Annotated in this window: 28 protein-coding genes and 1 pseudogene; 17 read left to right on the forward strand and 12 right to left on the reverse strand. The window is 69.2% G+C overall.

Annotated features, from left to right (window positions below; all coding sequences use genetic code 11):
• Window positions 1-91 precede the first annotated feature (91 nt).
• Complete coding sequence (locus CJZ86_RS01025) at window positions 92-991, forward strand: DUF6671 family protein (protein WP_233133761.1); 900 nt, start codon at window positions 92-94, stop codon at window positions 989-991.
• A gap of 175 nt (window positions 992-1166) precedes the next feature.
• Here the strand turns inward: CJZ86_RS01025 and CJZ86_RS01030 are convergent, their stop codons facing one another.
• On the reverse strand, window positions 1167-1616 hold the full coding sequence (locus CJZ86_RS01030) for a thiol-disulfide oxidoreductase DCC family protein (protein WP_094584101.1): 450 nt from the start codon (window positions 1614-1616) through the stop codon (window positions 1167-1169).
• Window positions 1617-1710: 94 nt separating this feature from the next.
• Between CJZ86_RS01030 and CJZ86_RS01035 the strand changes: the two genes are divergently transcribed.
• Window positions 1711-2544 carry a lysophospholipid acyltransferase family protein gene (locus CJZ86_RS01035; RefSeq protein ID WP_094584102.1) on the forward strand — a complete coding sequence of 278 codons (834 nt, stop codon included), beginning with the start codon at window positions 1711-1713 and terminating at the stop codon, window positions 2542-2544.
• Here the strand turns inward: CJZ86_RS01035 and CJZ86_RS01040 are convergent.
• Window positions 2535-3152 (reverse strand): hypothetical protein, encoded by a 618-nt coding sequence (locus tag CJZ86_RS01040; RefSeq protein ID WP_094584103.1) that lies wholly within the window; start codon window positions 3150-3152, stop codon window positions 2535-2537. The two genes, CJZ86_RS01035 and CJZ86_RS01040, sit on opposite strands and share 10 nt — an antisense overlap.
• 153 nt (window positions 3153-3305) lie before the next feature.
• Between CJZ86_RS01040 and CJZ86_RS01045 the strand changes: the two genes are divergently transcribed.
• Window positions 3306-3899 (forward strand): MarC family protein, encoded by a 594-nt coding sequence (locus CJZ86_RS01045; protein ID WP_158219475.1) that lies wholly within the window; start codon window positions 3306-3308, stop codon window positions 3897-3899.
• Between the two features lie 25 nt (window positions 3900-3924).
• Here the strand turns inward: CJZ86_RS01045 and CJZ86_RS01050 are convergent, their stop codons facing one another.
• Window positions 3925-4482: a hypothetical protein gene (locus CJZ86_RS01050; RefSeq protein WP_094584105.1), complete on the reverse strand. Its 558-nt coding sequence runs from the start codon at window positions 4480-4482 to the stop codon at window positions 3925-3927.
• A 707-nt stretch (window positions 4483-5189) separates the two neighbouring features.
• On the opposite strand from CJZ86_RS01050, the gene CJZ86_RS01060 reads away from it, so the two are divergent.
• The 4 genes from CJZ86_RS01060 (at window position 5190) to CJZ86_RS01075 (ending at window position 7717) form a co-directional block, all read left to right on the forward strand.
• Window positions 5190-5804, forward strand: coding sequence for an esterase/lipase family protein (locus tag CJZ86_RS01060; protein WP_094584107.1), 615 nt, complete (start codon window positions 5190-5192; stop codon window positions 5802-5804).
• Window positions 5805-5853: 49 nt separating this feature from the next.
• Window positions 5854-6396, forward strand: coding sequence for a methyltransferase family protein (locus CJZ86_RS01065; RefSeq protein ID WP_094584108.1), 543 nt, complete (start codon window positions 5854-5856; stop codon window positions 6394-6396).
• A 57-nt stretch (window positions 6397-6453) separates the two neighbouring features.
• Window positions 6454-7191 (forward strand): superoxide dismutase, encoded by a 738-nt coding sequence (locus tag CJZ86_RS01070; RefSeq protein ID WP_094584109.1) that lies wholly within the window; start codon window positions 6454-6456, stop codon window positions 7189-7191.
• A 79-nt stretch (window positions 7192-7270) separates the two neighbouring features.
• Entirely contained in the window at window positions 7271-7717 is a 447-nt protein-coding gene (locus CJZ86_RS01075) for a cupin domain-containing protein (RefSeq protein WP_094584209.1), read from the forward strand.
• Between the two features lie 22 nt (window positions 7718-7739).
• Here CJZ86_RS01075 and CJZ86_RS01080 read toward each other — a convergent pair whose 3' ends face one another.
• From CJZ86_RS01080 to CJZ86_RS01110, 7 genes and pseudogenes are all read right to left on the reverse strand, one after another.
• Window positions 7740-7955 carry a Nif11-like leader peptide family natural product precursor gene (locus tag CJZ86_RS01080; RefSeq protein ID WP_015108575.1) on the reverse strand — a complete coding sequence of 72 codons (216 nt, stop codon included), beginning with the start codon at window positions 7953-7955 and terminating at the stop codon, window positions 7740-7742.
• 43 nt (window positions 7956-7998) lie between these two features.
• A complete protein-coding gene (locus tag CJZ86_RS01085; protein ID WP_094584110.1) occupies window positions 7999-10743 on the reverse strand; it encodes a cation-translocating P-type ATPase in 2745 nt (914 codons plus the stop codon).
• A 27-nt stretch (window positions 10744-10770) separates the two neighbouring features.
• Window positions 10771-11418, reverse strand: a complete 648-nt coding sequence (locus CJZ86_RS01090; protein WP_094584111.1) for a thermonuclease family protein — start codon at window positions 11416-11418, stop codon at window positions 10771-10773.
• Window positions 11419-11446: 28 nt separating this feature from the next.
• Window positions 11447-12826, reverse strand: a complete 1380-nt coding sequence (locus CJZ86_RS01095) for a nicotinate phosphoribosyltransferase (RefSeq protein ID WP_094584112.1) — start codon at window positions 12824-12826, stop codon at window positions 11447-11449.
• A gap of 12 nt (window positions 12827-12838) precedes the next feature.
• Window positions 12839-13855 carry a bifunctional nicotinamide-nucleotide adenylyltransferase/Nudix hydroxylase gene (locus tag CJZ86_RS01100; RefSeq protein ID WP_198960043.1) on the reverse strand — a complete coding sequence of 339 codons (1017 nt, stop codon included), beginning with the start codon at window positions 13853-13855 and terminating at the stop codon, window positions 12839-12841.
• A 95-nt stretch (window positions 13856-13950) separates the two neighbouring features.
• A pseudogene (locus CJZ86_RS17575) lies at window positions 13951-14606 on the reverse strand (YbhB/YbcL family Raf kinase inhibitor-like protein).
• A gap of 28 nt (window positions 14607-14634) precedes the next feature.
• Entirely contained in the window at window positions 14635-14838 is a 204-nt protein-coding gene (locus tag CJZ86_RS01110) for a hypothetical protein (protein WP_094584115.1), read from the reverse strand.
• A gap of 164 nt (window positions 14839-15002) precedes the next feature.
• Between CJZ86_RS01110 and CJZ86_RS01115 the strand changes: the two genes are divergently transcribed.
• From CJZ86_RS01115 to CJZ86_RS01130, 4 genes are read left to right on the forward strand one after another with little or no spacing between them, the layout of a single operon-like run.
• Window positions 15003-15668, forward strand: a complete 666-nt coding sequence (locus tag CJZ86_RS01115) for a dienelactone hydrolase family protein (protein WP_094584116.1) — start codon at window positions 15003-15005, stop codon at window positions 15666-15668.
• A 23-nt stretch (window positions 15669-15691) separates the two neighbouring features.
• Window positions 15692-16387, forward strand: coding sequence for a phosphoribosyltransferase (locus CJZ86_RS01120; RefSeq protein ID WP_094584117.1), 696 nt, complete (start codon window positions 15692-15694; stop codon window positions 16385-16387).
• Complete coding sequence (locus CJZ86_RS01125; protein ID WP_094584118.1) at window positions 16384-17523, forward strand: phosphotransferase enzyme family protein; 1140 nt, start codon at window positions 16384-16386, stop codon at window positions 17521-17523. The genes CJZ86_RS01120 and CJZ86_RS01125 overlap by 4 nt, the downstream gene beginning before the upstream one ends.
• Window positions 17523-18071 (forward strand): DOMON-like domain-containing protein, encoded by a 549-nt coding sequence (locus CJZ86_RS01130; RefSeq protein ID WP_094584119.1) that lies wholly within the window; start codon window positions 17523-17525, stop codon window positions 18069-18071. Before CJZ86_RS01125 ends, CJZ86_RS01130 begins: the two co-directional genes overlap by 1 nt.
• A 15-nt stretch (window positions 18072-18086) precedes the next feature.
• Here the strand turns inward: CJZ86_RS01130 and lipA are convergent, their stop codons facing one another.
• Window positions 18087-19010 carry a lipoyl synthase gene (gene lipA / locus CJZ86_RS01135; protein WP_094584120.1) on the reverse strand — a complete coding sequence of 308 codons (924 nt, stop codon included), beginning with the start codon at window positions 19008-19010 and terminating at the stop codon, window positions 18087-18089.
• A gap of 16 nt (window positions 19011-19026) precedes the next feature.
• Window positions 19027-19596: a recombination mediator RecR gene (gene recR, locus CJZ86_RS01140; RefSeq protein WP_233133770.1), complete on the reverse strand. Its 570-nt coding sequence runs from the start codon at window positions 19594-19596 to the stop codon at window positions 19027-19029.
• 139 nt (window positions 19597-19735) lie between these two features.
• On the opposite strand from recR, the gene psbP reads away from it, so the two are divergent.
• The 6 genes from psbP (at window position 19736) to CJZ86_RS01170 (ending at window position 26729) form a co-directional block, all read left to right on the forward strand.
• A complete protein-coding gene (gene psbP / locus CJZ86_RS01145; protein WP_286145679.1) occupies window positions 19736-20332 on the forward strand; it encodes a photosystem II reaction center PsbP in 597 nt (198 codons plus the stop codon).
• Window positions 20333-20334: 2 nt separating this feature from the next.
• On the forward strand, window positions 20335-21399 hold the full coding sequence (locus tag CJZ86_RS01150) for an NAD(P)/FAD-dependent oxidoreductase (RefSeq protein WP_094584121.1): 1065 nt from the start codon (window positions 20335-20337) through the stop codon (window positions 21397-21399).
• A gap of 98 nt (window positions 21400-21497) precedes the next feature.
• Entirely contained in the window at window positions 21498-22790 is a 1293-nt protein-coding gene (locus CJZ86_RS01155; protein ID WP_094584212.1) for an NHLP bacteriocin system secretion protein, read from the forward strand.
• Entirely contained in the window at window positions 22787-22978 is a 192-nt protein-coding gene (locus CJZ86_RS01160) for a hypothetical protein (protein ID WP_094584122.1), read from the forward strand. The genes CJZ86_RS01155 and CJZ86_RS01160 overlap by 4 nt, the downstream gene beginning before the upstream one ends.
• Before the next feature lie 211 nt (window positions 22979-23189).
• On the forward strand, window positions 23190-24137 hold the full coding sequence (locus tag CJZ86_RS01165) for an ABC transporter substrate-binding protein (protein WP_233133762.1): 948 nt from the start codon (window positions 23190-23192) through the stop codon (window positions 24135-24137).
• A 15-nt stretch (window positions 24138-24152) separates the two neighbouring features.
• Window positions 24153-26729 carry an ATP-binding protein gene (locus tag CJZ86_RS01170; protein ID WP_143594001.1) on the forward strand — a complete coding sequence of 859 codons (2577 nt, stop codon included), beginning with the start codon at window positions 24153-24155 and terminating at the stop codon, window positions 26727-26729.
• Window positions 26730-26762 lie beyond the last annotated feature (33 nt).

A 26762-nucleotide genomic window follows, 5' to 3' on the forward strand; every position in this document is an offset into this window, starting at 1 on the left:
CCTGGTGTTGGAGTCCGGGAACATTAATGACCAGATGTGGGTGTTGGGTGCTAGGTCGACGCAGGATTACCAATCCAGCCGATAAGTCCCGGTGATCGGATTGCCGCCCTTCGCCTGTCGCCCTCCGGAGGCTTTTGCTGGCCGTCCGGTCAGCCTGGCCACCCGCCATGGCAAGGAGCGGCTGCTGGCCAGGCCCTTCCGCCATGGCCTCGACCTCAGCCTCGTTCTGGCCACGGGCTTCGACACCGACCTGCTCGGCACCTTCAGCGGTGAACGGCCCCGTCCCGCCGATGCCCTCGAGACCTGCCGGCGCAAGGCGGAGGCCGGCATGGACGACACGGGTCTGGATCTCGGGCTGGCCAGTGAGGGCAGCTTCGGGTCCCACCCCGCCCTCCCCTGGATGACGGTGGGCACCGAGTGGCTCACCTTCGTGGACCGCCGCGAGGGTCTGCTGATCGCCGAGAGCCTGGTGGCGACGCGCATCAACTTCGACCGCCGGCGGGTGTCACCGCAGGACGACATCCAGGACTGGCTCGATCGGGTGGGCTTTCCCTCCCATGCCCTGATCGCCAGTCCCCATGCCGGCGATGGCGACGGGGGCAGCCCCGGTACCCCCCTGATCAAAGGACTGCGGACCCATGCGGCGCTGGCCGAGGCCCAGGGCCGCTGTGCCCGGGCCTCGAGCGATGGCTCGGTCTGGCTGGAGACCGACATGCGGGCCCACTGCAACCCGACCCGACGGCTGGCGATCCGCTCTCTGGCGTTCCGGCTGGTCCGGCGGATCGCCCGTCCCTGTCCGGCCTGCGGTGCGCCGGGCTGGGGCCGTTGCGACGTGCGGGTCGGCCTGCCCTGCAGCTGGTGCGGCCACCCCACCGAGCGCCTTCTGGCCGAGGTGTGGGGCTGCGTCGCCTGCGCCCATCGCCAGGAGCGGCCCCGCCCGGATGGTCGACTTACGGCCGATCCCGGGGATTGCCCGCGCTGCAATCCCTGAGAGAACTCTCCGGATCCTGTCAGCCCGATCCGCCTTGCCGATCGGTCGTGGCAGCTACCCGGCCAGGTGTCCGGTTGTCAGCGTCAACAGAATCGGTTTTCTAGGGTTGCTGTCTCCTGGAATCCCGATCCGGTGGGGCACCTGCAAGGGCTCTGCCGGATTTTTTATCGGCCGCTCATGATGCGGGGTGGAGGTGCTGAGCCGGAGTCTGCGGTGCCACGGCAGCAGAAGAAGGGACCGCGCAGCGCTCGCGGCAGAGAACCTCCAGGGACGGCCGGCCGGTGATGGCCAGACGCCAGCGGGCCCAGAGTCCGTAGAGGGCATCCACCAGGGGCCGCAGCAGGGGCCAGCGGGTGGGGGCGTAGAGCCAGCCCAGACCCACCAGCCCATAGGCCTGGCGGAACACCTCCACATCCCGGATCACCTCGCCGTCGCTGCGCAGGGCGTGCATGCGGCCCATGGCCTCGGCGTAGGTGATGCCGCCGTGGCGGGCCGGGTCGTAGGCGGGGTCATTGACGTCCACGAAGGCCAGCCGGCCCACCCCCCGGTCGCGGCGGCGCAGGGTGTTCACCTCCCGCAGGCACAGGGGGCAGCCGCCATCGAACAGCAGGGTGAGCTCGGCCATGGGGCTCCAGACGCCTGGTGAGCCTAGAAAGAGCTGTCACCGTCCCGGTGGCGCCCGTCCGGTGGCCAGACTCCAGCCCGCTCCCCTCTCCCCCATGTCCGTCTGCCGCCAGGCCGCGCTGCGTCGCTGGCAACGCCGGGATTCGCAGTTGATCCAGCGGCTGATGCCGTTCTGGGGCTGGTTCTACGCCCATTACTTCCGCGTCGTCTCCGATGGCTGGGAGCACATCCCCGACGCCGATCCGCTGCTGTTCGTGGGCAGTCACAACGGCGGGCTGGCGGCCCCCGACATGCACATGGTCATGTACGACTGGTTCCGCCGCTTCGGCCTGGAGCGCCCGGTGCTGGGGCTGGCGCACCCGAAGGTCTGGCTGGGCTATCCGCCGCTGGCGGATCTGGCCGCCCGCACCGGAGCCATCCCCTATCACCCCCGCCTGGCCCTGGCGGCCCTGGAGGAGGGGAACAGCCTGCTGGTCTATCCCGGCGGCGGCCAGGACACCTTCCGCCCCCACCGGGACCGGGGCCGCATCCACTTCGCCGGCCGCACCGGCTTCCTGCGCCTGGCGATCTGGCATGGCCTGCCGATCGTCCCGGTGATCTCCTGGGGGGCCCACGACACCCTGGTGGTGCTGGAGGACTTCTACCCCCTGTTCCGGGCGCTCCACGAACGGGGGATGCCCTGGCTGTTCGGCATCGATCCCGAGGTGATGCCCCTCTACCTGGGCCTTCCCTGGGGCCTGGCCCTGGGGCCGCTGCTCAACCTGCCCCTGCCGGTGCGGATCCACACGCGGGTGTGCCCGCCGATCCGCCTGGAGCGCAGCGGCCACGCCGCCAGCCGCGACCGGGCCTATGTGCAGGCCTGCTACCAGCAGGTGACCGCCACCATGCAGCAGGCCCTGGATCAGCTGGCGCTCGAGGCTCAGCGGTAACGGGAGGGCGACACGTAGGACTGGGAGGGAATCGACTGCGGCCCGGTGCCGTTGCCGAGCCGCTGCGGCAGGCCGTCCCGCTGGCGCTGCAGTTCCGCCAGGGAACGGGTCTCCCCCATGGCCAGGCCTGTCAGCACCGCCAGTTCCTGCTTCAGCTGGTTGGCGGGCCTGGGATTCACGAAGCGGAAGTTCAGCGTCGTCTTGTCGCCGCCGCTGTCGTAGCCCACCACCGTGAAGTAGAGGTCCGCCGTCTTGCCGGCCTTGGATCCGGCGAGGGCCCCGCCCACCATGCCCCCCACCAGGCCGATCGGGCCCAGCAGCAGGCCACCGGCGATGGCCCCGGCGGTGCCGCCACCCACGGCTCCCACCGTGCCGTTGGTGCTGTCGTAGGTCTCCTGCCCGCCCGCGTACCAGCGGGCGATGCGGCCGATGGGGATGAAGCTCCTCCTGTCTCCGATGCCGTTGGCGTCGAGGTTGATGCTGCAGGGGTTGTTGCCGCAGAGGGCCTGATAGGTGGTGGCCATCGCCGGTGCGGGAAGCAGCAGGGCCAGGAGCAGGGGAGAGGCCTGGCAGGCTCGCCGTCGAAGCCGGGCTCGCGTGACGGTCATGGGTCGAGCGTGGAGGGTCGTGCCAGTCAATCGACCCTCGCCGACGGCGCAATGGGGCCGGGGCCGCGGGGTGATGACCGGATGTGTCCGGCGTGGCGGCGCCCCCGGGGCTCCGATGATGGACATCGCTCTGCCGGTGTCCCCGGGGCCCCCATGTCCCTGATCAACACGGCCGTCGGTCTGCTGGCGATCAGTTCGCCGATCGGTCTGCTGCCGGTGGTGGTGGAGGCCGGAGGGGGCAACCCCGTGCGGATCCGCCGGATCAGCCGCCTGGCCGTGCTCACCTTTCTCTGTGCCCTGATCGCCGCCTGCTGGTGGGGCCAGGGCCTGCTCGACCTGTTCGGCATCACCCTGGACGCCTTCCGGGTGGCCGGGGGACTGATTCTGCTGCCGATCGGCCTGCGCCTGATCGATGGGCGGGAGGTGAGCCACGGTTCCCTGGACGGCACTGAGGACAGTGCCGGCGTGGTGCCGATCGGCCTGCCGCTGCTGGCGGGCCCGGGGGCCATCTCCCTGGTGGTGGCCGATGCCCCCGCCGCCTGGCAGGGCAGGCTCGCCCTCAGCGGTGTGATCGGCCTGCTGGCGATCCTGATCTATCTGTTGCTGATCGCCTCGATGCCCCTGCGCCAGGCCCTGGGGGAACTGCAGGAGAAGGTGATCAGCCGCCTGATGGGGCTGCTGCTGAGCGCCATCGCCGTTCAGATGCTCGTCAGTGGCCTCCGGGGGTGTTTTCCGGTGCTGGCCTGAGGGCCGCGGCGTCCCCCCCGGCTGCTCAGAGATAACCGAGCCTCGGTGGCGTCGGCGGCCCCTCGAACGGGTCAATGGCCAGCTCCCGATCCAGCACGGTGAGGATGTCCTGGATCACGGCAGGTCGGGTGGCCACCCAGAGGAAACCCTCCAGGGGAGCCGCCGCGTGTGGGTCCCACAGGCAGAACTGGGGGTGCTGCCGGTACATGCGGGTGGCCAGGGGCACCAGGAAGCGGGTCTTGGGGAACTGGTCCTCCCCGTGATCGAAGGTGAGGACGATGGCGAATTCCAGCTCGCCCTTCGGGGTGTAGCGGTCGATCCGGGTCTCCCCGTCCGATCCGGGAAAGGGGGAGAGCCGGTACTCGACGTAGCGGCGATGGAAGGGGTTTCTCTGCTCCTTCCAGGTCCTCGCTTCCACCCCCAGCTCCGTCGCCAGCTCGGTCAGCAATACATAGGAATGGGTACGGAGCGTCTCGTGGAGCTCGTCGGTCCTGTTGCTCTGAAGCCGCCAGCGCTGGGCCAGCGCCTCATAGCGGTTCATCTGGGGCAGGTCCTGAGAGGTGGGTCCCGTGGGGCCAGTCACCGATGCTCTCCTCACTTTCTCAGTTTATCGACGGTCGGTGTGGGGGCCAGGGGGTGGTCGCGCCGCCCCGGGCGAGGCTCGGGCAAGGGGCGGATCACCACCCGAAACGCCTGTCGGCAGCGGTTTTCCAGGAGCTTCAGCCCAATCGCGGCAGGGTTGCAGCAGCACCGCTGCTCTGGCCATGGCCATGAGCGATAACTTGGTGTACTCTTAAAGGGCAGTGAAACGACGGCCATGGATCCTGTGAGCCCGGTAGCCCAGCTGGCAGTCGCCGCCATCAGCGGCGCCGCCTTCCTGATTTCGATGGTCGTGATCCCCTTCCCAGAGTCGAAGGCTGATTCCTCGGCGGGCATCGCCCCGACCTCCCAGACGAGCGCCAGCATGCTTCGCACCCTTGAGTCCTCCGCCCCTCCTCTGGTCAAGTAAGCCTCAACCAACGACCGATCCGCTGTTCCCTCACGACCACGGTCGAGCAGCGTTCGTCCCCCAGTCCCCGGCCCAGGCCACACAGTTCAGCCAGCCATCCCGCAGCAGATTTCCTGCAGCAGCAGATTTCCGGCAACAGATTCCCCGCCACAGAGCCCCCACTGACCGTTCAGCCGCGAGACCCCAAGCCGGCCCGCTGATCGCCAGTCCATCGAAGGAATCCTCACCTCCATCTTTTCCTGGTTGCGCCTCAGGATGGTTGGGCGATGCTCGCCACTGCCATGTCCTCCGGCCCTGAGCCTCCCCAGGGGACGCCGCTGGTGCTGGTCCACGGTCTGTTCGACACGCCCCGGGTTTTCGACCGACTCGATCGCCAACTGGCCGGGAGGCGCCAGCCCCTGCTGAAGCCGGCCCTGCCGCTCCCCTTGCGGGCCGCCGCGATCGAGACCTCGGCCGAGCGGCTCGCCGCCACGATCGAGGCGGCCTTCGGGAGCGCGACGACGCTCGACATCCTTGGTTTCTCCATGGGCGGCGTCATCGCCCGCACCTGGATCCAGCGGATGGGCGGCCATGCCCGCACCCGCCGCTTCATCAGCCTCGGCAGCCCCCAGCAGGGGACCCTGACGGCCCAGCCCTGGCCCCGCAGGCCGCTGGCCGGCATCGCCGACCTCAAGGTGGGCAGCCCGTTGCTGCGGGAACTCAATGCCGACCTCAGCCTGCTGCAGGGGATCGACTGTCGCAGCTACGCCACGGTCTTCGATCTGATGGTGGTGCCGGGCTGGCGGGCGGTGCTCCCGATCGGGCCGCGGCGGATGCTGCCGGTCTGGACCCACCAGCAGTTGCTGCGCCACCCGGCGGCCCTCGATTCCCTGGTGGCGGATCTGCTGCGCCCCTGAGCCGTTTCCAGCCCCAGCATGGGGGTGGACGCCGATCCGCGAGGTCACGATGCCGAACGCCCTGGCCGCAAGGCTCACCGCCTGGGGATTCTCCTGGGGGGGCCTGCGGGACAACCGCCGTGGCGAGTGGTGGCTGATCGCCCAGATGGCCCTGATCGTGGCCCATCTGCTGCCGGCCACCCCCTCCCCCGCTTCCCTGGGTCTGGCCTGGCCGCTGCCGGCGCGCTTCGGGGGGCTGGCCCTGTTCGCCCTCGGGCTGGTGCTGGCCGGCCAGGGAGCCCTGAACCTGGGCGCCAGCCTCAGCCCCCTGCCCGAGCCCATGGCCGACGCCCCCCTGGTGACCACCGGGGCCTATGGCCGCTGCCGCCACCCGCTCTACCAGGCCCTGATCCTCTGCTCCCTGGGTGTGACCGTGGCCCTCGGCAGCCTGTTGCATCTGGGCCTGATGCTGGGGCTGGTCGTCGTGCTCGGCTTCAAGGCCCGCCGGGAGGAGGCCCGCCTGGTGCTGCTCCATCCGGACTACGGCGCCTACCGCCAGGCGACCGCCGCGATCCTTCCCGGGCTGCCCTGGCTCGACTGGCGTTCCGCCTGAGCCCCTGCCGCCGATCGGTGGAGCGGTTAGAACCGACGCCACTGCCCTGTCCGGTCCATGCTCCTGCTTCCGTTCTTCCGGGTTCTGCGGGCCTGCGGCCTTGCCGCCCTGATGGCTCTGGGGGTGCTCATGGCCGACCCGGCGCCGGCGTTGGCCGCCTTTGTGCTGCCGCCGCTGCCCTACCCGGTCGATGGCCTGGCTCCGGCGATCGCGCCCACCACGATGACGATCCACCACGACCGCCATCACGCCGCCTACGTGGCCAACCTCAACGCCCGGATCGCCGACCACCCCGAGCTGGAGGGGATGGCGCTGGAGGATCTGCAGGGCCGGATGTCGCGCTACCCGGCCGCCGTGCGCAACAACGGCGGCGGCCACTACAACCATTCCCTCTTCTGGCAGGTGATGGCGCCCCCGGGCCAGGGCGGTGCCCCTTCGGCGGAGCTGGGGGCGGCGATCACCGCGGCCTTCGGCTCCCCCGAAGCCCTGCAGCAGCGCTTTGCCCGGGCGGCGACCGACCGCTTCGGTTCGGGATGGGCCTGGCTGATCCGGCGACCCGACGGCAGCCTGGCGATCACCAGCACCGCCAACCAGGACAACCCGCTGATGGATCTGCCGGGCATCGAGCGGGGCGTGCCCCTGCTGGGTCTGGATGTCTGGGAGCACGCCTATTACCTCGACTACCAGAACCGCAGGCCGGACTACATCGCCGCCTGGTGGTCGCTGGTGAACTGGAACGAGGTGAACCGGCGCTTCGCCGCTGGCGGCGCGGCGACAACCGCGAGTGAATCCTGACAGCCGCGGTTGTCGGTAGCTGATACGACGACCGCCCGGGGAAATGGTCGCGAAAGTTAACGATATTGCCGTGACCACCATGGCCCTGTCCCGAACCGGCCTGTCCGGAACCGCCCTGTCCCGAACCGTCGAGCTCGTCCCCGTCCAGCGAACGCTCCACGGAGACGCCCTCTTCTCCGCGCCCCGCACCAGCGACGAGACCCTCATCGCCGAGATCGCCAGGGGCGACGCCTTCGAACTCTTCTGCCACCGCTTTCAGACCGATCAGCTGCTGGTGCTGCGGGGAGCGATCGATCTGGTGGTGCTCCAGAACCGCCAGCTGCGCCGCATCCCCCTGCGGGAGGACGAGGCCACCTGGGTCTGCATTCCCCCCGGGGTGCCCCACGGCGCCATCAACCGGGGCCGGATCCCCGCCCTGCTCGTCAATGCCGTGCTCCGCCACGGACCGAGTGATCCGAGGGATTACGAGCCCCATCCGGTGCCGCCCAGGTTCCGCAGCCAGTGGCGCCGGCTGGCGGTCGCCTGATCGACGGCGCTGGCCGTCCCCCTCAGTTGTATTCCCCGGGGATGTCCTGCTTGGTCACCGTGACCCGACCGACCTTCTTCCCCGAAAGGCGCAGCAACTCATCGCCCGAGAAGTCGAAGCCCCTGCCGGCGGCGATCTGGGCGACGTCGTCGGCGGTGGCGGCGGCCAGCACCTCGGCGCGCAGGGCCTGGTCGTCCTGCATGCGGGCCAGGAAGGAACGGGCCTGATCGAGGCTCATGCGCCGGTGGGGGTGGCGTGGCCGTCCAGCATGGCGCAGGCCCCTATCGGCTCCACAGCTTCTCCAGCTCCAGGTAGGTGACGAACAGCAGGCTGACGCCCCCGCAGGCCCCCAGCTCGCTGGCCGTCAGCGGGGTGACGCCGAAGAAATGGGCCAGCGGCGCCACGTAGAGGAGCATCAGCTGCAGGGCGGCGCTGGCCAGCACCGCCCCCAGCAGCCAGGGGTTCGCCGCCGGAGCGGAGCGCCACAGGGCCCGATCGCTGCCGGCGGAGAGGGCATGGCCCAGCTGGGCCAGACAGAGGGTGGTGAAGGCCATCGTCTGCCAGGGCCGTCCCAGCCGGGCGGCCACCACCATCAGCGCCACCACCAGGGCACCGAAGACCAGTCCGATGCGCAGGATGGCGCTGCCCAGACCCCGGGCGAAGATCGATTCGCCGGGCTCGATCGGCGGCTGGCGCATCAGATCCTCGGCGGGCGGGCCCAGGGCGAGGGCCAGCGCCGGCAGTCCGTCGGTCACCAGGTTGATCCAGAGGATCTGCAGGGGGGTGAGGGCCAGCCCGAGCAGCGGGGCCGAGCCGATGGTGATCAGTTCTCCCAGGTTGCAGCCGAGGATGAAGCGCACGAAGCGGCGGATGTTGGCGTACACCTGCCGGCCTTCCTCCACGGCATTGACGATCGAGGCGAAGTTGTCGTCGAGTAGCACCACGTCGGCCGCCTCCCGGCTCACGTCCGAGCCGCTGATGCCCATGGCCACACCGACGTGGGCCTGGCGCAGGGCCGGGGCGTCGTTGACCCCGTCCCCGGTCATGGCCACCACCGCACCGGTGGCCTGGAGCGCCCGCACGATGCGGAGCTTCTGCTCCGGCACCACCCGGGCGAAGAGGCTGGTCCGTCGCACCAGCGCTTCAAGCGCCGCCGCGTCGAGGCCCTCCAGCTCCGGCCCCTGAACGATCGGGCTTCCCGGTTCCGCCAGGCCGATGGCCTCGCTGATCGAGCGCGCCGTGAGCGGATGGTCGCCGGTGACCATCACCGGCCGGATGCCGGCCCCCCGGCAGCGGGCCACGGCAGCGGGCACCTCCGGCCGGGGCGGATCCCGCTGGGCCATCAGGCCCAGCAGCACCAGGGTCTGCAGCCCGGCCTGCGGGCCCCCATGCCGGGGGGCGGCGGCGAAGGCCAGCAGCCGCAGCCCCGAGGCGGCCAGTCCGCGGGCCTGGGCCAGCCACCAGTCCCGCTGGGCCTCGCTGAGGGGCCGCACCCCCGCGCCGTCCAGCCAGCGGTCGCAGCGGTGCAGGATCGCCTCGGGTGCTCCCTTGGCGATCAGCAGCAGGGAGCCCCCGGCGGGGCTCAGACCCAGGACTGGGGGGCCCAGAGGTGCCGTCAGGCGGCCGTCGGTGTCACTCACCCACACCGCCATCATCCGCTGCTCCGAGCAGAAGGGCATCTCGTGGGCACGGCCGTGCTGCGCCCGCAGGCTGGTGGCCTCCAGGCCCGCCCGGGCGGCGATCTCCAGCAGCGCCACTTCGGTGGGATCGCCCATTCCCCCCCGCTGCTGGGGCTCGGCGTCGTTGCACAACACCCCGGCCTGCAGCAGCAGCTCGAGGTGGGCGGGGATGAGCCCGGCCACGGCCCCCGGCGGCGCTGCCAGCTCGGTGGTCAGGAAGCCATGGCGGCTGTCGTCGGCCCCCCGGCCGCCCTGGTGCTCCTCGTCGGGGCGCAGGGCCAGGGTGCCGCAGCGGAGCTCGGTCACCACCTGCCGGTTCTGGGTCAGGGTGCCGGTCTTGTCGGTGCAGATGACGGTGATGGCGCCCAGCGCCTCCACGGCGGGCAGGTGGCGGACCAGGGCGGCGCGACGCACCATCCGCTGGGTGCCGATGGCGAGGCTCACGGTGATCACCGCCGGCAGCCCTTCCGGCACGATCGCGACGGCGGTGGAGAGGGCCAGCTCCAGCAGCGCCAGGGGGGAGCCGCCGAGCAGCCAGCCCCCCAGCACCACCGCCGCCACGAGCCCCAGGGCCCAGGCCACCAGCTGGCGGGAGAGGTCCGCCAGCCGTTGCTGCAGGGGCGTCGGCTCCGGGCGGGCAGTGTGGATCAGCGTGGCGATGCCACCCAGCACGGTGGCCATGCCCGTGGCCGTCACCACCGCCAGGCCCCGGCCCCGCCCCACGGCGGTGCCGAGGAAGAGGCAGTTGCTGCGCTCCACCAGCGGCGTGTCCGCTGCCAGTGGCGGTTCGGGGCGCTTGCCGACCAGGTCGGCTTCGCCCGTGAGGGCCGACTCCTGCAGCCCCAGGTCGCTGCCCTCCAGCAGCCGGGCGTCCGCGGGCACCCGATCACCGCTCTCGAGGCGGATCAGGTCCCCCGGCACCAGCTGGTCAGCCGGGAGGCGCTGCCAGCTCCCGTCGCGGCGGACCCGCGCCAGGGGCTGGGCGAGGTCCAGCAGGCTGCGCAGGGCCAGGAGCGCACGGCTCTCCTGCAGGTAGCCGAGCAGGGCGGTGAGCCCCACGATCAGCAGGATCGCGATCGCATCCTTGGGGATGGCGTGGTCCACCACGGCCAGAGCGGCCGACACCGCCGCCACCGCCAGCAGCAGGAGCAGCATCACGTTGCTGAACTGGTCCAGCAGGATCCGCCAGCGCCCGGGACCCGGCGGTAGGTGGAGCCGGTTGGGGCCCGTGGTGGCCAGGCGTTCGGCCGCGGCGGCCCCGCCCAGCCCCTCCCTCTCGACCCCGAGCCGGCGCAGGCATTCCGGCCCGGACAGGGTCTGCCAGTCCGTGGCCTCGGGAGGGATCATGGCCAGCCACCCTGTGGCCCCTGAACCCTAGGAGCGCAGACTTTCGCAGGCCTCCCCGTCGCCATCGGAGTCCAGGTAGCTGTGGCCCTGGCGCAGCAGCTCCTGGGCCCTGGCATGGGAGCCGATCTGGCTGCAGAAGTGGCGGCGGCCGTCGGGGGTGGTGCCATCGGGGATCCGGGCGGAACGTCGGCCGCGCCGGAAGTCCCAGGGCCGGGTGATCCCACCCGGCACCCGCCAGACGCCGAGCCCCTGGCGGCGGGCCCGTTCCTCGGCCTCCAGGTAGGCCGCCTCGTCGCAGCCGGCCAGATAGCGCCGGTAGGCGAAGGCCAGGCCGTCCTCCACCAGGGCCAGGTTGATGTTGGTGTCACGGATCACCTCGGCCACCGTGCGCCCGAAGCGGTCGGTGCTGTGGGGTTGGATCGTCACCGGCCGCCCGACGGCCAGGCGCATCAGGAGGGCCTGGCGCGCCTGCTGGCCCCACGGGCTCTGGGCCGTCTCGGGGGCATCGATGCAGGCCAGGCGGACCGTGATCCGCTCCTGGCCGCGGCGCACCCGCAGGGTGTCGCCATCGCCGACCGAGACCACGGTGGCCCGGAAGGCCGGCGCCGCTGCCGCGGGCCCGCCCTGCAGCAGGGCCAGCAGGATCAGCAGCAACGGCAACCGGTGGCCGGGCATGGCGCCGGGGGGCAGGGAGGGCGGCCCCTCAGCCTTGCATTGCCCGGGAGCGCACCTCCTCGAGGCTGCAGCGCCGCCGCAGCGCCCCGTTCTCGAAAACGGTCTGCAGGCAGCTGGCCGGATGGGGCTCCGGTCGCTCCAGCACCACCGTCCGATACCCCCGTTCGTCGCGGATCAGGTCGAGCACGCCGGCCTTGCTGGTCTTGGCGGGATCGGTGACCGGGCACTTGTGCACCGGCTGGATCCGGCCGGCCCGCTCCACCCACGACACCTTGTAGGCGAAGCGCTGGCTGTCCCGGTTCACCTGCTGCAGCAGGCCGCCCCCCATGCCGAAGGCCACGTTCTCGACGCTGAAGCCCGCCGCCAGGATCGCCTCGATCACCAGCGGCAGGCTGGTGGCGGTGATGCCGTCCCCCTGGATCACCCGCACGTGCTCCAGCACCCGGTAGCCCTTGCCGTTGAGCCGGCTGCCGAAACGGGCCTCCAGGCGCCGCAGCAGCTCGGGGACGATCGCCACCGGATCGCCCGAATCGGGCCGGATCACCACGGTGGCGCCCGAGGCGATCACCTGCTCCCGCAGCTGCTCGCCCCAGAGATGGTCGACGGCGTTCCAGAGGTCGTAGGCGTCGGAGACCACCGCCAGCACGGCACCGGGCCTGGCGAAGCGGTCGAGCATGGTCCGGTAGGCCTCCAGCTCGTGCTCCTGCCCCCAGGCCAGGATCGTGGAGTGCTCGGCGGCCGGAATCGAGAAGCCGGCCATCGGGCCGTCGTAGTGGCGCCGGCCCGCCACCAGGGCGGCGACGGTGTCGGTGCCGCGGAAGGCCACCAGGTGGGCCAGGCCGCCGATGGCGGCACTTTCCCGGCTCGAGACGCCGCGGGAGCCGAAGTCGTGCAGGCGGAAGGGGAGTTCGGCGGCCGGGTCGTCGGCGGAGCGCTCCAGGGCTGCCCGCAGGATCTCGCGGAAGTGCCAGCTGCGGGTGGCCACGGTGGTGGGGTACCAGAGGCGCAGCAGCAGGGTCTCCACCCAGGTGACCAGCCAGGCCAGGGCCGGATCGGTGGACTCCACCGTCATCAGCACGTTGCCGGTGGGTACCCGGCTGCCCTCGGGGACGGCCCGGATGCGCAGGGGCAGCCGGCCGCCATGGACGCTGAGGAGACGCTGCCAGCCCTGGTGGTTGAAGGGCAGGCCGTGGGCGCTCCAGAGGTCGGCGGCCTCCTCCACATCGCCCCGGGTGACGGGCCGCTCCAGGGTGTCCTGCAGCAGCATCTGCAGTCCGAAGAACAGGGTGTCGGGGTTTTCGCCGCCGCGGCTTTCCATGTAGGCCCCCATGGCAGTCAGATCGGGGGGGTACTGGAGCCAGTGGCTGCCCTTGTAGCTGTCGGTGTCGAGCAGAAGATTGAAGTCCATGGTGTGCGCTGCTCAGAGTCGCGAGATGAAGTGCTGGATGATCTGGACGTGGTCCTCGAAGAAGCTGTCTTCGTGGGCGTAGATGTCGGCGAGGGGCATCCAGAAGGCCTTCTCGGCGTCATCGCCGCCGCGGACGGAGGGCAGGGCCCCGCCCTTGAGCTGGATCAGGAAGGCGTGGGTGATGACCCGGCCGCGCTGGGAGCGTCCCGGAGCATCGAAGACGTGGCGATCGGCGATCGATCCCTCCAGCACGGGCCTGGGCACCTTGAGGCCCGTTTCCTCCCGCAGCTCCCGCAGCATTCCATCGACCACCTGCTCCTGCTGGTTGAGGTAGCCCCCCGGCAGGGCGATCAGCCCCTGGCCCGGCCGCACCCGGCGGCGCACCACCAGCACATGGCCCGACTGGACCACCACCGCATCGGTGGTGACGAAGGTGGGCGGGTAGGGCGCCACCGACCACAGCTGGCGGTAGCCGGCGATGTAGTCGGCCTCCTGGCGCAGCCAGCGGTAACGGCCCGTGTCCTGATAGTCCGTCAGGAAGGCCCGCACCGCCTCCGGGACATGGGCGGCCCACTCGGTTGCAGCGGCGTCAGAGAAGTAGGCCTGGCGAATGGCCGTGGAGTGGACGTCGCTTTTGAGGGGCACATCCTGGAAGTCCCACTGAGGAAACAGATCGAGGTAGTAACTGCTGCGATCCTTCCGGTGACCGATGAGCAGCACCCGTTCGTCCTCGGCCGTGACGGCGAGCACTTTCTGCTGCACCTCCGCCAGCCAGAGATTGTCGGAGTAGAGATGGTCGCGGATCGGGATCACCTCCAGCCGCCGCTGCCACGTGGCCGGAAGGGCGGACCGGATCATGGCCTCCCGTTCCTCGCTGCTCCAGGGGTTGCGGGTGTCGGGGGCGCAGCGGTGGCTGCCGAGCAGCAGGATCAGCCGATCGGCCCTCTCCAGGGCCGCTTCGACCAACCCGAAATGCCCCTCATGGAAGGGCTGGAACCGTCCGATGAGGACGGCGACGTCGTGATTCATGGTGAACCTCAGAATCCCTGAGATGAAGTCCGCCTCAGTGGCAGACTCCACACTCCTAGCACGAACCCTTTACAGGGCAAGGCCATGCCTGGACTTCAGCGGATCGGCCCTGAGGTGATCGTGAGGCGGAAGATGGCTGTAGCGGGACAGGCTGCGGAGTGCTTCCGGGCCGCAGGATTCAGTGGCCGGGTGGCGTGAGAGGAGACCTCTTCACGTTTCAGGAACTTGAGCATCTTCACGGCTTCCGTTGTTTCTCTGTCCGGTGCATTCCAGCCATGGAGCGCTGGCATGGCGTTCGCTGAGAAGTGCCCATTCCTTGGTGGAGGCCAGGCGTTGTTGGGCTTTCCATCACCGCGGCGAATGAGAAGGACGAGAAGCACGCGATGACAGTCGCCACGATGGTGCACAAGGAGATCACGACCGCCACGATCACCACCACCGACATCTCCGTATCGGATCCACGTTCTCAGCTTCTCCCCCTGACGGACGACCTTCCCATCCCGGCCATAGAGCCCCGTGAGGGTGGCGGTCGCCAGCGCATGGCCGCCCATGGCCATGAGCACCTCGGGCGCGCTGGCCCCGGCCGGCAGATCAAGGCTTCGATCGAGGGCGCTCAGGGTGAAGCGGTAGCGATGGGGCGGACCCGGTGGTGCCGGGAGACCCCCAGGGGCAAGGCGTGGACCTGGGCAGGGATGTCGAACAGCAGCCAGTGCACCCTGACGCCAGCCGGTGCATCAGGGTTGTCCATCATCAGCGCTCTCCAGTCGCATCGGCCGGCCTCAGGCGATCCGGCCGGGCGGCGGCTCGACACCGGCGGCGGCTTCGAGTGCCTCCTCGGTCAGTAGGGCGGCGTCCTCGGCCTCCTCGCTGACGGGCGCGAGGGGCTCTCCGGTGAGCTCGGCGGCGAGGTCGTCCAGCATGCGCCGCGGTTCGAGCTGATCGTCCGCGTCATCGTCCACGGGGCGCGGAAGGGTCGAGGCCATGGCTGTCTCTCGAAGGAAGCGGCAAAGGGCAGCGTCTGCCCGAACCGTACCCGCCACAACAGGGATGGGCAGCAGCAGCGGCGGATGTGCTGCATCCGCCGTCGAGGGCCGTGGCTAGCACGAAACAATGAGTGAGGGTTGGGGCCGTGAGTGGCAGGACGACCATGCAGCTGGAGGTCGGCGTGGCGTCGCATGGACTGGCGCTGGACGGTGTCCTGACCCTGCCGGAGCCGGCCGCGGGTCTGGTGCTGTTCGCCCATGGCAGCGGCAGCAGCCGCCTCAGCCGCCGCAACCGGTACGTGGCCAGCGTTCTGGTGGACGCAGGGTTGGCCACGCTCCTGCTCGATCTGCTCACCGCCGCCGAGGAGCGGATCGATGAGCTCGATCGCTCCCTGCGCTTCGATATCCCCCTGCTGGGCCGACGCCTGATCGGGGCCATCGACTGGGTGGGCTGCCAGCCGGACCTGAGTGACCTGCCGATCGGACTGTTCGGCGCCAGCACCGGCGCCGCGGCGGCCCTGGTGGCGGCGGCGGCACGCCCGGAGTCGGTGGCCGCCGTGGTGTCGCGGGGCGGACGCCCCGATCTGGCGCCTGCCGACCTGCCGCTGGTGGCCTGCCCCACCTGTCTGATCGTCGGTGGCCTGGATTTCGAGGTGCTCCAGCTCAACCGACAGGCCGCGATGCTCCTCACGGCCCCCCATGCCCTGCAGGTGGTGCCGGGAGCCACCCACCTGTTCGAGGAGTCCGGTGCCCTGGAGCAGGCCGCCCACCTGGCCCGCGACTGGTTCCTCCGCCACCTGGCCGGGGCCAGGACCGAAGCCCTCTCCTGATCCGTCCCGCCGTTCCCGTCGCCATGGTGCTCCGCGCTCCCCTCTGGACCAGCCGCCACCAGGCGGGCCTCGCCCTGGCCGAGGCCTTCGCCGATCGCCGGGGCCACAGCGGCGACACCACCCTGGTGGCCCTGCCCCGGGGCGGTGTGCCGGTGGCGGCCGCGATGGCGTCGCGGCTGGAGCTGCCCCTGGTGACCTGGTCGGTGCGCAAGGTCGCCGATCCCAGCTGGCCCGAACTGGCGATCGGGGCCGTCGCCGCCGGCGGGGTGGTGGTCTGGCGCAACGGGGCGGGGGGCCGGCAGCGGGCCACCACGGCAACAGAGCACGGCTGGTTACGGGACCAGGAGCTGGAACTGCAACGGCGGCAGCGCCGGTTCGGGGACCCACCCGCCGATCAGCTGCGCGGCCGGCACCTGATCGTGGTGGACGACGGCATCGCCACCGGCATGACGGTGAAGGCGGCGCTGCTGTCCCTGCGCCGTGTGCGCCCGGCCTCCCTGGCCCTGGCGGTGCCGGTGGTGGATCGGGACGTCGCCGGCGAACTGGGCCACCTGGTGGAACGCATGGAGGCCCTGGCCGTCGTCAGCGACCTGCAGGCCGTGGGGCTCTGGTACGAGCACTTCGAGCAACTCAGCGACCGTCAGGTGCTCGCCCTTCTGCAGGGCTGCCGGGGCGGCATACCATCAACCCCACCTGCGCCACCGCTGAGCGGCCCATGACCCTGGGGGAATCCGACGGCGCCCTGGTCTCCATCGCCGAGGCGTTCGAGCTTCCCGGCCGGGTTCGCAGCCTCGATCCTCTGGGCAGCGGCAACGTCAACGAGAGCTTCGTCGTCGTCTGCGACGGCCCGCCCGAGCGGCGGTTCGTCCTGCAGCGCCTGAACCGCAGGGTGTTTCCCCGGCCCGATCTGGTGATGGCCAACATCCTCGCCCTCGGGGAGCATGTCGACCGGCGCCTGGCAGGGGAGGGCTTCCCCCTGGGGGAGCGGCGCTGGGAGGTCCCCCGGGTGGTGCGTTGCCGCGCCGACCAGCGGCCCTGGGTGGAGCGGGGGGACGGCTTCTGGCGCCTGATCACCTTCGTCGAATTCTCAAGGAGCTTCGATCTGGTGACCAGTGCCGACCAGGCCCGGGAGGTGGGCGTCGGCCTGGGTCTGTTCCACCACCTGATCAGTGATCTGTCTCCGGAGCGGCTGGCCGACACCCTGGAGGGCTTCCATGTCACCCCCAGGTATCTGGAGCAGTACGACGCGGTGCTGGCCGGCGCACCGGCCGCGGCCGGGGGCGACGTCAGCCATTGCCGGGCCTTCGTGGAGGAGCGCCGGGACTTCGCGCCGGTGCTGGAGGCGGCCAGGGTGAGCGGCCGTCTGCGGCTTCGCCCCATCCACGGGGACCCCAAGGTCAGCAACGTGATGCTGGAAGCCGGCTCCGGCCGGGCCGTGGCCCTGGTGGACCTCGACACGGTGAAGCCCGGGCTGATCCACTACGACATCGGCGACTGCCTGCGCTCCTGCTGCAACCCCCTCGGCGAGGAGACGGCGGATCTGGAGGCCGTCCGTTTCGATGTGGACCTCTGCCGCGCGGTGCTGGGCGGCTACCTGTCCGCCGCCTCAGGCTTTCTCACCGAGGCCGACTACGACCACCTCTACGCCGCGATCCGCCTGATCAGCTTCGAGCTTGGCCTGCGTTTCTTCACCGATCACCTGGCTGGAAACGTCTACTTCCGGACGGAGCGGCCCGACCACAACCTGCAGCGGGCCCTGGTGCAGTTCCGGCTGACGGCCAGCATCGAGGCCCAGGAGCGGCAGATCCTCGCGGTGATCGACGAGCTCCGGGCCGGCTGCGCCAGCCGCCTCTGATGTCCGGGACGCTCCGCCATGGCTTCGACCTGCGCCCCTTCGGTGCTGACGGTCCCTCGCCGGGCCTGCGGCTGGAGGGTGAGGTCTGCCGGGAGGGGGCCCTGCTGCGGCTCCGCTACCGGCTGAGCGGCGTGATCGAGACGGTGCAGCTGCCGCCACCGGTCGCCTCGCCCACACGGAGGGACGGGCTCTGGACCACGACCTGCTTCGAGTGCTTCTGGGGCCTCGAGGGCGAGCGGCCCTACTGGGAACTGAATCTTTCCCCGGCGGGCCACTGGAACCTGTACCGACTGGAGGACTACCGGCTGGGGCTGCGGCCGGAGCCTGGCTACGACCGGCACTTGCACCGGGTGAGCCAGGGGGGCGGAGTTCTGTCCATGGAGCTGGATCTGCCGCTGCCGGCCCCGATTGCCCCCGATGCCCCCCTGCAGGTGGCGATCGCCGCAGTGATCGAGGACCGTCACGGCCAGCTGAGCTACTGGGCCCTGGTCCATCCGGGGGCCGAGCCCGATTTCCACCGCCGGGACGCCTTCCTGCTGCGGCTCTGAGGGCACCGCAGTGGCTTAGACGCCGGGGTCCGTGGCTTCGGCGTGGTAGCTGCTGCGCACCAGCGGGCCGCTGCGAACCTGGGCGAAGCCCATGCCGCGGGCGATGGCGCCCAGCTCCTCGAACTCCTCTGGCCGCCAGTAGCGGGCCACGGGGATGTGGGCGAGGGAGGGGCGCAGGTACTGGCCCAGGGTGAGCCGCTGGCAACCGGCGGCCCGCAGGTGCTCCAGGGTGGCGACCACCTCGGCGGCCGTCTCCCCGAGGCCCAGCATCAGGCCGGATTTCGTGGGAATCCCCGGCGCCAGTTCCCGGGCCGTGGCCAGCAGATCCAGGGAGCGGCGGTAGGTGGCGCCGCGGCGCACCTCCCCCTGCAGTCGCTCCACCGTTTCCAGGTTGTGGTTGAAGCACACCGGCGCGGCCGCCAGCACCGCGGCCAGCCGTTGGCGCTGGGCAAGGCGGCCCGCTTCGGGGTCCGGGTGTCCCCCCCAGAAATCGGGCGTCAGCACCTCGATCAGCACCCGGGGATCCCGGCGGCGGATCGCCGCGATGGTGGCGGTGAAGAGGCTTGCCCCGTGGTCGGGCAGGTCGTCGCGGGCCACGGCGGTGAGCACCACGTAGCGCAGGCCGAGCTCCTGCACCGCCTCCGCCACCCGCTCCGCCTCGGCCCCGTCCAGGGGCATCGGGGCCCGGCCCTTGTCCACCTGGCAGAAGGCGCAGCTGCGGGTGCAGATCGGGCCCCCCAGCAGGAAGGTGGCCGTGCCGGCGGCGTAGCACTCGCCCCGGTTGGGACAGCGCCCCTCCTCGCAGATGGTGTGCAGCCGCTGGGCCTTGACCACCCCCTGCACCCGTTCAGTGGCCGAGGCCTCCCCCAGGGGACGACGGATCCAGTCCGGCAGTCGCTCGGCGGGGGGGGTGGCGCTGTAGCGGCTGGTGGCGGTCATGGTGTCGCGGTGGGGTTCATTCCATGCGCCGGCGTCCTTCGAACGCCCGGGCCAGGGTGACTTCGTCGGCATACTCCAGCTCCCCCCCCACCGGCAGGCCGTAGGCGATGCGGGTGACGCTGGTGAACGGTTTGAGCAGCCGGGCCAGGTAGAGGCTGGTGGTGTCCCCCTCCACGCTGGGGGTGAGGGCCAGGATCACCTCGATCGCATCCTCCCGGTCGACCCGCTCCACCAAAGGCTGGATCTGCAGCAGCTCCGGACCGATGCCATCCATCGGTGAGATCAGCCCGCCCAGCACGTGGTACTGGCCGTGGAATTCACGGCTGCGTTCCATCGCCAGCAGGTCGCGGGAGTCGGCCACCACACAGATCTGGCCGTTGCGGCGCTCCTCATTGCGGCAGATCTCGCAGAACTCCTCGGCCGAGAGATGGAAACAGCGCCGGCACTGGCCCACCTGGCTGCGGGCCGCCAGCAGGGCATCGGCGAAGCTGCGGATCTGCTCCTCCGGCTGGCGCAGCAGGTGCAGGGCCAGTCGCTGGGCCGTGCGGGGCCCGATGCCGGGCAGTCGTTCGAACTGGTCGATCAGCCGGGCCAGGGGTCGGGTGAAACCGCTCAGCGGACCGGCTGCAGGTAGGAACGAATCTAGGCGGCCTGCTCGCGGCGGGCGACGGCGCCGGGTGAGGATGGCCCCGGCTCCCGCCAGCTCCCCCGCCCCGCCCCGTGCCATGGGTTTCCCCGCCACCCACCAGCCCGTTGCCCCCGCCGCCGCCGGCCCCTGGCGAGCCCGCGCCGGCTCCCTGCTGGCGGGCCTGCTGCTGACCCTGATGCTGGTGGGCTGCAGCGCCGCCGCCGCGGGCCTGAACTCCTTCCAGAGCCCGGATGGCCGCTACGCCTTCCTGTACCCCACCGGCTGGACCCGGGTGCAGGTCTCCAATGGTCCCCAGGTGGTCTTCCACGACCTGATCAACAGCGACGAGACCCTCAGCCTGGTGGTGTCCGAGGTCACCCCCGACCGGGATCTCAGCCAGCTCGGCAGTGCCGTCGAGGTGGGCGAGACCCTGCGGCGCAGCGTCATCTCCCCGGAGGGCAGCGGCCGCGACGCTGAACTGGTGGAGGCCCACGAGCGCGAGCAGGGCGGCCGCACCTACTACGACCTCGAGTACACGGTCCATCTGGCCGACCGGGACCGCCACGAGCTCGCCACGGTGGTGGTCGACCGCGGTCGGCTCTACACCTTCGCCGCCAGCACCAACGAAGCCCGCTGGAACAAGGTGAAGGACCTGTTCGCCGTGGTGATCGGCTCCTTCACCCTGCAGATCTGAGAGTGGCGGCCCCTGGCCGGCTGACCGTCATCGGGGGCGGGCTGGCCGGCAGCCTGCTGGCCCTGGAGCTGGCGGAGCGGGGCCTGGCGGTGACCCTGGTGGATGGCGGGGAGGCCACGGCCACGGCCCTCAGCTACGGCGGGGTGGCCTGGTGGGCCGGGGCTCCGGGGCCCCTGGGCCGGCTGCTGCGCCAGGCCCCCGCCCGCTGGCGACGGCTGCAGGCGCGCCATGGGCGGCTTGGCTGGCGGGGCTGCGGCCTGCGTCTCCATGGCGGCGACTGGACCACCCCCCTGCTGCGCCCCCGCTTCGCCCAGGTGGACACCGCCGTGCTGATGGCCGCCCTGCCCGGGGTGCTGGCGGCGGCCGGGGTCGAGCATCGGCGGGGCAGGGTGGTGGCGCCGCCGCGGCCCCTGTCCGGTGGCTGGCACCTGGAGCTGGAGCCGGGCGGCACCCACCTGGCGGATCAGGTGGTGCTGGCGGCCGGAGCCGGTTGCCGCACCCTGGCCCCCGGCCTGCCGGAGCGCCATCGCGCCAGCTGGGCCGGGGTGCTGACCCTGCCGGTGCGCCCGAGCCTTTCCTCAGCGTCCTCCAGTCCCTGGCTGGGGCACGCGGCCCGGCGCCGCATCGTTCAGCCGCGGCACTGGCAGCGACCGTCCCTGGAGGCCCGCGCCCCGGAGCTGGGGGAGGAACGCTGGATCGTCGATGCCGGTTTCGCCCCCCAGGGGGAGGGACTGCTGCTGGGGCAGATCAGCCTGGTGCGGCCGGGCCTGGACAGCGGCGAGCCGCCCGATGCGGCCGTCATGGAACGCCGGCTGCGCCAGGCCCTGGCCGGGCTCGATCCGGTTCTGGCCGCCCTGCAGGGCCCCTACCGCCAGGTGCCGGTGGCCTTCTGCAGCGGCGGGCTTCCCCTGGTGGGGCCCCTGGGCGGCGCGGCGGGTCTGTGGGTCTTCAGTGGCTTCGGCGGTGCCTTCGCCCAGGTGCCGGTGCTCGCGCCCCTGCTGGCCGATGTGATCGCCGGGGCGGCCGATCCGGGGGGTCTGGCCGGATTCGGCGTCCTGCCGGGCTGACAGGCGGCCTTCCATCCAGCATGCTGGCGGCGATGGCCACCTCCGCTCCCCCGACCGGTGCAGCCCTTCCGCCCGGAGCAGCCCAGCCTCGCCGGCCGGTGGCGGCCCTGCGCCGCCGTTGGAGTGGCCTCAGCGACCGGGGCCAGGTGGGTGCTTGCCTGGTGGCGATGGGCGGGGCCCTCGGGCTCTGGGTGCTGTTCTGGCCCGTGCCCACCGAGGTGATGGGGCAGGGGGTGCTGATCTACCCCGACACCGCCGGCCTGCTCGATGCCCGCGCCGGCGGGCAGGTGCGGCGCCTGCGGGTGGCTGTGGGGCAGGAGGTGCGCAAGGGGCAGGTGCTGATGGAGCTGTATCTGCCGGTGCTCGACCGCCAGCTGCAGCAGCAGCGCGGCAACCTCGCCCAGCTGGAGCGCGACAACCGCGACCTCGACAGGCGCGATGCCCTGCGGCTCTCCAGCGAGCGACTCAGCGTCGACACCGCCCTGGCCAAGCTGGCCCAGGATCGGCGCCGCTATCAGGAACTGGCGGCCACCTATGCAGAAAAGGTGCGCAACCTGCGCTGGCTGAGCAAGCGGGAGGTGGTGGCGCCCCTGGCCTCCGAGGTGGTGGCGGCTGAGCAGGGGCTGACCAGCACCAGCGTCAGTCTTGATGCGGTCAGGATCCAGGAGAAGGACCTGCTGACCCGCTACGAGCAGGTGCGGCTGGATATCCAGACCCAGGCGTTGCGGCGCCGTTACCAGATCGACGACATGCGCCGTCAGATCCGGGTCACCGAGGCCCGTCTGGCTTTCGACGGCCAGGTGCTCGCCGACCGGGACGGCACCGTGCTGGATCTGCAGGTGATCCAGGGCCAGACGGTCGCCACCGGCCAGCGCCTCGGCACCCTGGGCCGGGCCGGAGGCGGCGCTGCCGGGGGGCCGCGGCTGCAGGCCGTGGCCTACTTTGCCCCGGCCGATGCCCGCCGACTGCCGGCCGGCCTGCCGGTGGAGGTGGTGCCGCTCTGGGACCAGCGGGGCCGGTTCGGCGGCATCGTCGGCAAGGTGGTCCAGGTGCTGGCCCTGCCGGCCACGGAGGAGGACATCTCCACCACCATCGGCAACCCCCAGCTGGCCCGGGACCTGCTCAAGCACGGACCGGTGATGCGCACGGAGATCGCCCTGGAGAGGGACCCCGGCAGCCGGGACGGCTACCGCTGGACCCTCTCCGGCGGCAGTGGGGTGTTCCCTGTGCGGGAGGGCCTGACGATCGCCGCCCATGCCTACGTGGAGTGGCGCACCCCGATCACCTACGTGATTCCGGGCCTGCGCTCCCTCACGGGCGGCTACCGCAGCCTGCGCATCGATCGGCTCTGGGACCGTCCGTCCCTGCGTCAGAGTGGCTCTCCGCCATGAGTGATCGTCGCTGGTGGCAGATCCGCAATCCCCTGCTGCGTCAGGAGCTTCCCTGGCTGGTCAGCGAGGTGGTGCTGCTGGTGGTGCTGTGCAATGCCAACCCACCGGAACTGTGGTTCTGGCTGGTGGTGCTGCTGGTGATCCTGGGTTACAGGATCGAGCGCTGGTATGCTTCACGGCCGGAATGATCTTTTCGGCTGGGTATTTCGCCCGACCAGTGATGATCTCCTGCTCGTAAAATTTAGTCGCGGATAAACTTTCTCCTCAATTCCTGAAGCGTTGTTTCCTGTGAGGCCGACAATGGAAGCCATGCATACCAGCTCCGTGTTGGAACAGAAAACGCTGAGAACGCCGAGAATGCTGAGACCGCGGAGACGGCCGGCGTGGTTCCTGATCGGCATGGTCGCCCTGGCCATGATGGCCACGCTGACGAGTTGCTTCGGTCCGTCAGCAGCGCCCCTGAGAATCGGCGCCAACCTTTGGACGGGATACGAAACCCTCTTTCTGGCGAGAGATCTGGGAGAACTCAAAGGCAAGCCCATCAGACTGATCGATTTTCCATCCGGGACCGAGGAAGTCCGGGCCTACCGCAACGATGAGATCGACGGAGCCGGCCTGTCGATTGATCAGGTGATCACCTTGGCTGCCACCCAGGGGGACATCAGGATCATTGCCGTTATGGACTATTCCAACGGTGGTGATGTGATCCTCGCCAGGCCTGGCCTGACAGAGATGCGAGACCTGAAGGGAAAGCGCATCGGCGTGGAGTCCACCGCCCTGGGAGCTTTCTTTCTCGCCAGGGCCCTGGAGTTCAATGGCATGACCCCCCAGGATGTCAAGGTGGTGTCGTTGGAGTTGAGTGATCACGAAGCCGCCTACAAGGCGGGAAGGGTCGATGCGGTGGTGACCTTCGGCCCGGCTCGGACCAATCTGCTGAAGGCGGGAGCCATCCAATTGTTCGACAGCAGCCTGATCCCGGGCGAAATTGTGGATACGCTTGCTGCCAGCACCCGGGCGATCACCGACAACTCCGAGAATCTGCAGGCCCTCGTGGCGGCAAGATTCAAGGCCTTGGATTTTTTTCAACGGAATCCCGCCGATGCCGCCCGGCGCATGGCCAGGCGCACCCAGGTGAAGCCGGAGGAGATGCTGGAGGCTTTCCGTCTCATCCAGCAGCCATCCCTTGAAGAGAATGTGGCGTTGCTGAGTCAGCGGGATCCAGCCCTGGTGGTCTCGATGACAAACCTGATCCAGGTCATGCATGAAAACGGGCTGATCACGAAAAAGATCGACCCAGCCAGTCTCCTGGATCCACAGTTTGTCGAACGTGTACGGGCTGGACGTTAGGTGGTCGCTGGCGTCATGACGCGTTTCCCTCCACCACTTCGCTTCACGATCCCGGCGCTGATCGTCGCCAGTGGCTTTTCCTTGGGTGCCATCAAGTTTGCCCTGGAAGTTCAAGATGTGAATCGTCGAACCGAGCAAAGCGCCACCATTTATCTGAAGTCTTCGGTCTCCCAAGCGGTTCGGATGGTTGACTATCTTTATCGAACAGTCGATGAAGGTGATCAAGTCGTTGCATTGATCAGCCAGTTGGGAACGAACCCAGGCTATCGGAGCGTGATCCTGTTCAATGACAAGAACGTCGTGCTCCGTGCCAATGACTACGGCCTGGTGGGCCAACCCCTGGAGGCGACCAACGCCGCGCCATTGGCGCCCATCTTTTCCGAGACCCGACGTACGCTTCGGGGAGAGGTCCGCCTGTCCAGGGACCGCCTTCATCTGTCGGCCGTTTATCCCATTCTGCTCAAACCCCTGGCGAATGAACTGAAGCCGTCTCGCGTCGGAATCTTCTACGTTGATTACAGCCTAAAAGAGGCGAAAAGCAGCGCCTTCCGTGAAGCATTCAGCCGAACGCTGGCCTTCAATGGTCTCCTGGTTGTTCTCGGAATCTGCGTATGGCTCTTTTTTCAGTACGCGCTGACCAGCCGGATCAGGAAGCTGATCGATGCCAGCCATGCCCTTGGGGAAGGGGACCTGGCGGTGAGAAGCGGTTTGGGTGGCTCCGATGAACTGGCAGGGATATCCGTGGCGTTTGATCAGATGGCGGAGAAAATGGAGCAGAATGCCGTGCACTTGCAACGGCAGGTGCAACGAGAACTGATCCTGCGTGAGATCACCGAGCGGATTCTGACGTTTCTTGAGCTCAAGCGCATCTTTCAGGTGGCGGTTAATGAAATGCTTCCCTATCTCGCGGTTGACCGGGTAGCCATTTACCGCTTTGATCAGGAGTTCCAGTGTCATCGGGGTGCCTTCATTGCCGAGGCTGTTCATCCAGAGACGGAATCGTTGTTATCTGTTTCCATTGAGGATACGTGTTTTGACGATGCCTTGGTGGCGCGCTATCTCAAGGGCGGAAACCAGGTCATTGACGACGTGGCGACAGCTGACCTGGAGCCCTGCTACCGAGAGCTGCTTCTTGGCTTGAAGATTCAATCCAATCTGGTGGTTCCCTTGATCTGCGGTTCCCGTCTATGGGGGTTGCTCTGTATGCATCACTCCAAGCGGCCTCGTCACTGGACCGAAGAAGATGTCCAGGTCGTGAATCATGTCGCGAGCCAACTGAGTATCGCCATCCAGCAGGCTGATCTGTTCACCAAGCTGGAAGACGAATTGCAGGAGAAGAAGCTTGCTGAAGAACGCCTGATCACGGTGAATGAGGAGCTGGCCTCCACCAATGATCAGCTGGCCCGCTCCACGCGGCTGAAGGATGAGTTCCTGGCCAACATGAGCCATGAGCTGCGAACCCCGCTGAATGGGATCCTCGGCATGGCCGAATCGCTGCAGGACAATATCTATGGTGAGGTTTCCACGATCCAACGCAAGGCATTGGAAGAGATCGAACGCAGTGGTAACCATCTGCTGGAGTTGATCAACGATATTCTTGACATCACCAAAATCGAAGCCGGCAAGCTTGAGGTCCACCTCCATCCTGCCTCGATCACGCTGCTCTGCCACTCCTGTATCTCCACCATTCAGAGAATGGCGGAGGCCAAGTCGATCCTGCTTTCATCAGAGATTGAACCTGATCTGCCTGTCGTCCTGCTGGATGAGCGGCTGCTCCGACAGGTTCTCATCAATCTCCTGAGCAATGCCGTCAAGTTCACTCCCGAGGCAGGAACCGTTCGCCTTGAGGTCAGGCTGGTCCGTTCCCCACAGGCTTCATCGGGCCAGGCCACGCTTGAGCTCTGCGTGATCGATTCGGGAATCGGCATCGACCCCGAGGATCAGAACAAGATCTTCCAGCCGTTCGTGCAGATCGAGAGTGGTCTGAATCGCCAGTTCACAGGCTCAGGCCTTGGCCTCTCGATCGTGAAGCGAATCCTCCTGGCGCATGGTGGTGACATCGGTGTGCAATCGAGCCTGGGAACGGGTACACGCTTCGATGTTCATCTTCCCGTCACGCTCGTCCCTGCGACAGCCACGGATGGTTCTGTTCCCGAAACGGGGCAGACTGACACGGACGAACCCGATTCCCGCGCTCCAATGGATCGGCCTTCAATCTTGCTGGCCGAGGACAGCAGGGTCAACCGCATGATCTATTCCCGCTATCTCACCGCTAAGGGATACCAGGTGCATGAGGTGGTCAATGGCCAGGAAGCGATTGATTTCCTGCGGGAGCGTGTTCCGAGTCTGTTGATTCTCGATATGTCGATGCCGATCGTGGACGGCTTCACTGTCCTGCGCATGATTCGCTCCAGTGACAGGCCAGAGCTCGTGGCATTGCCCATCGTCGTGCTGACGGCCCTGGCCATGAAAGGTGATCGGGAAAAGTGCCTGGCTGCCGGTGCCAGCGAGTATCTGGCCAAGCCAGTGAAACTCCAACAGCTGGATCAGACGATCAGGAAAATCCTGGAGACGGCTGGCCAGAAATGTTGACATGTTGGTGCATGATCGCCGATCAAGCGGCCG

Source organism: Synechococcus sp. BO 8801, from assembly GCF_002252675.1.
Lineage (GTDB): Bacteria > Cyanobacteriota > Cyanobacteriia > PCC-6307 > Cyanobiaceae > Cyanobium.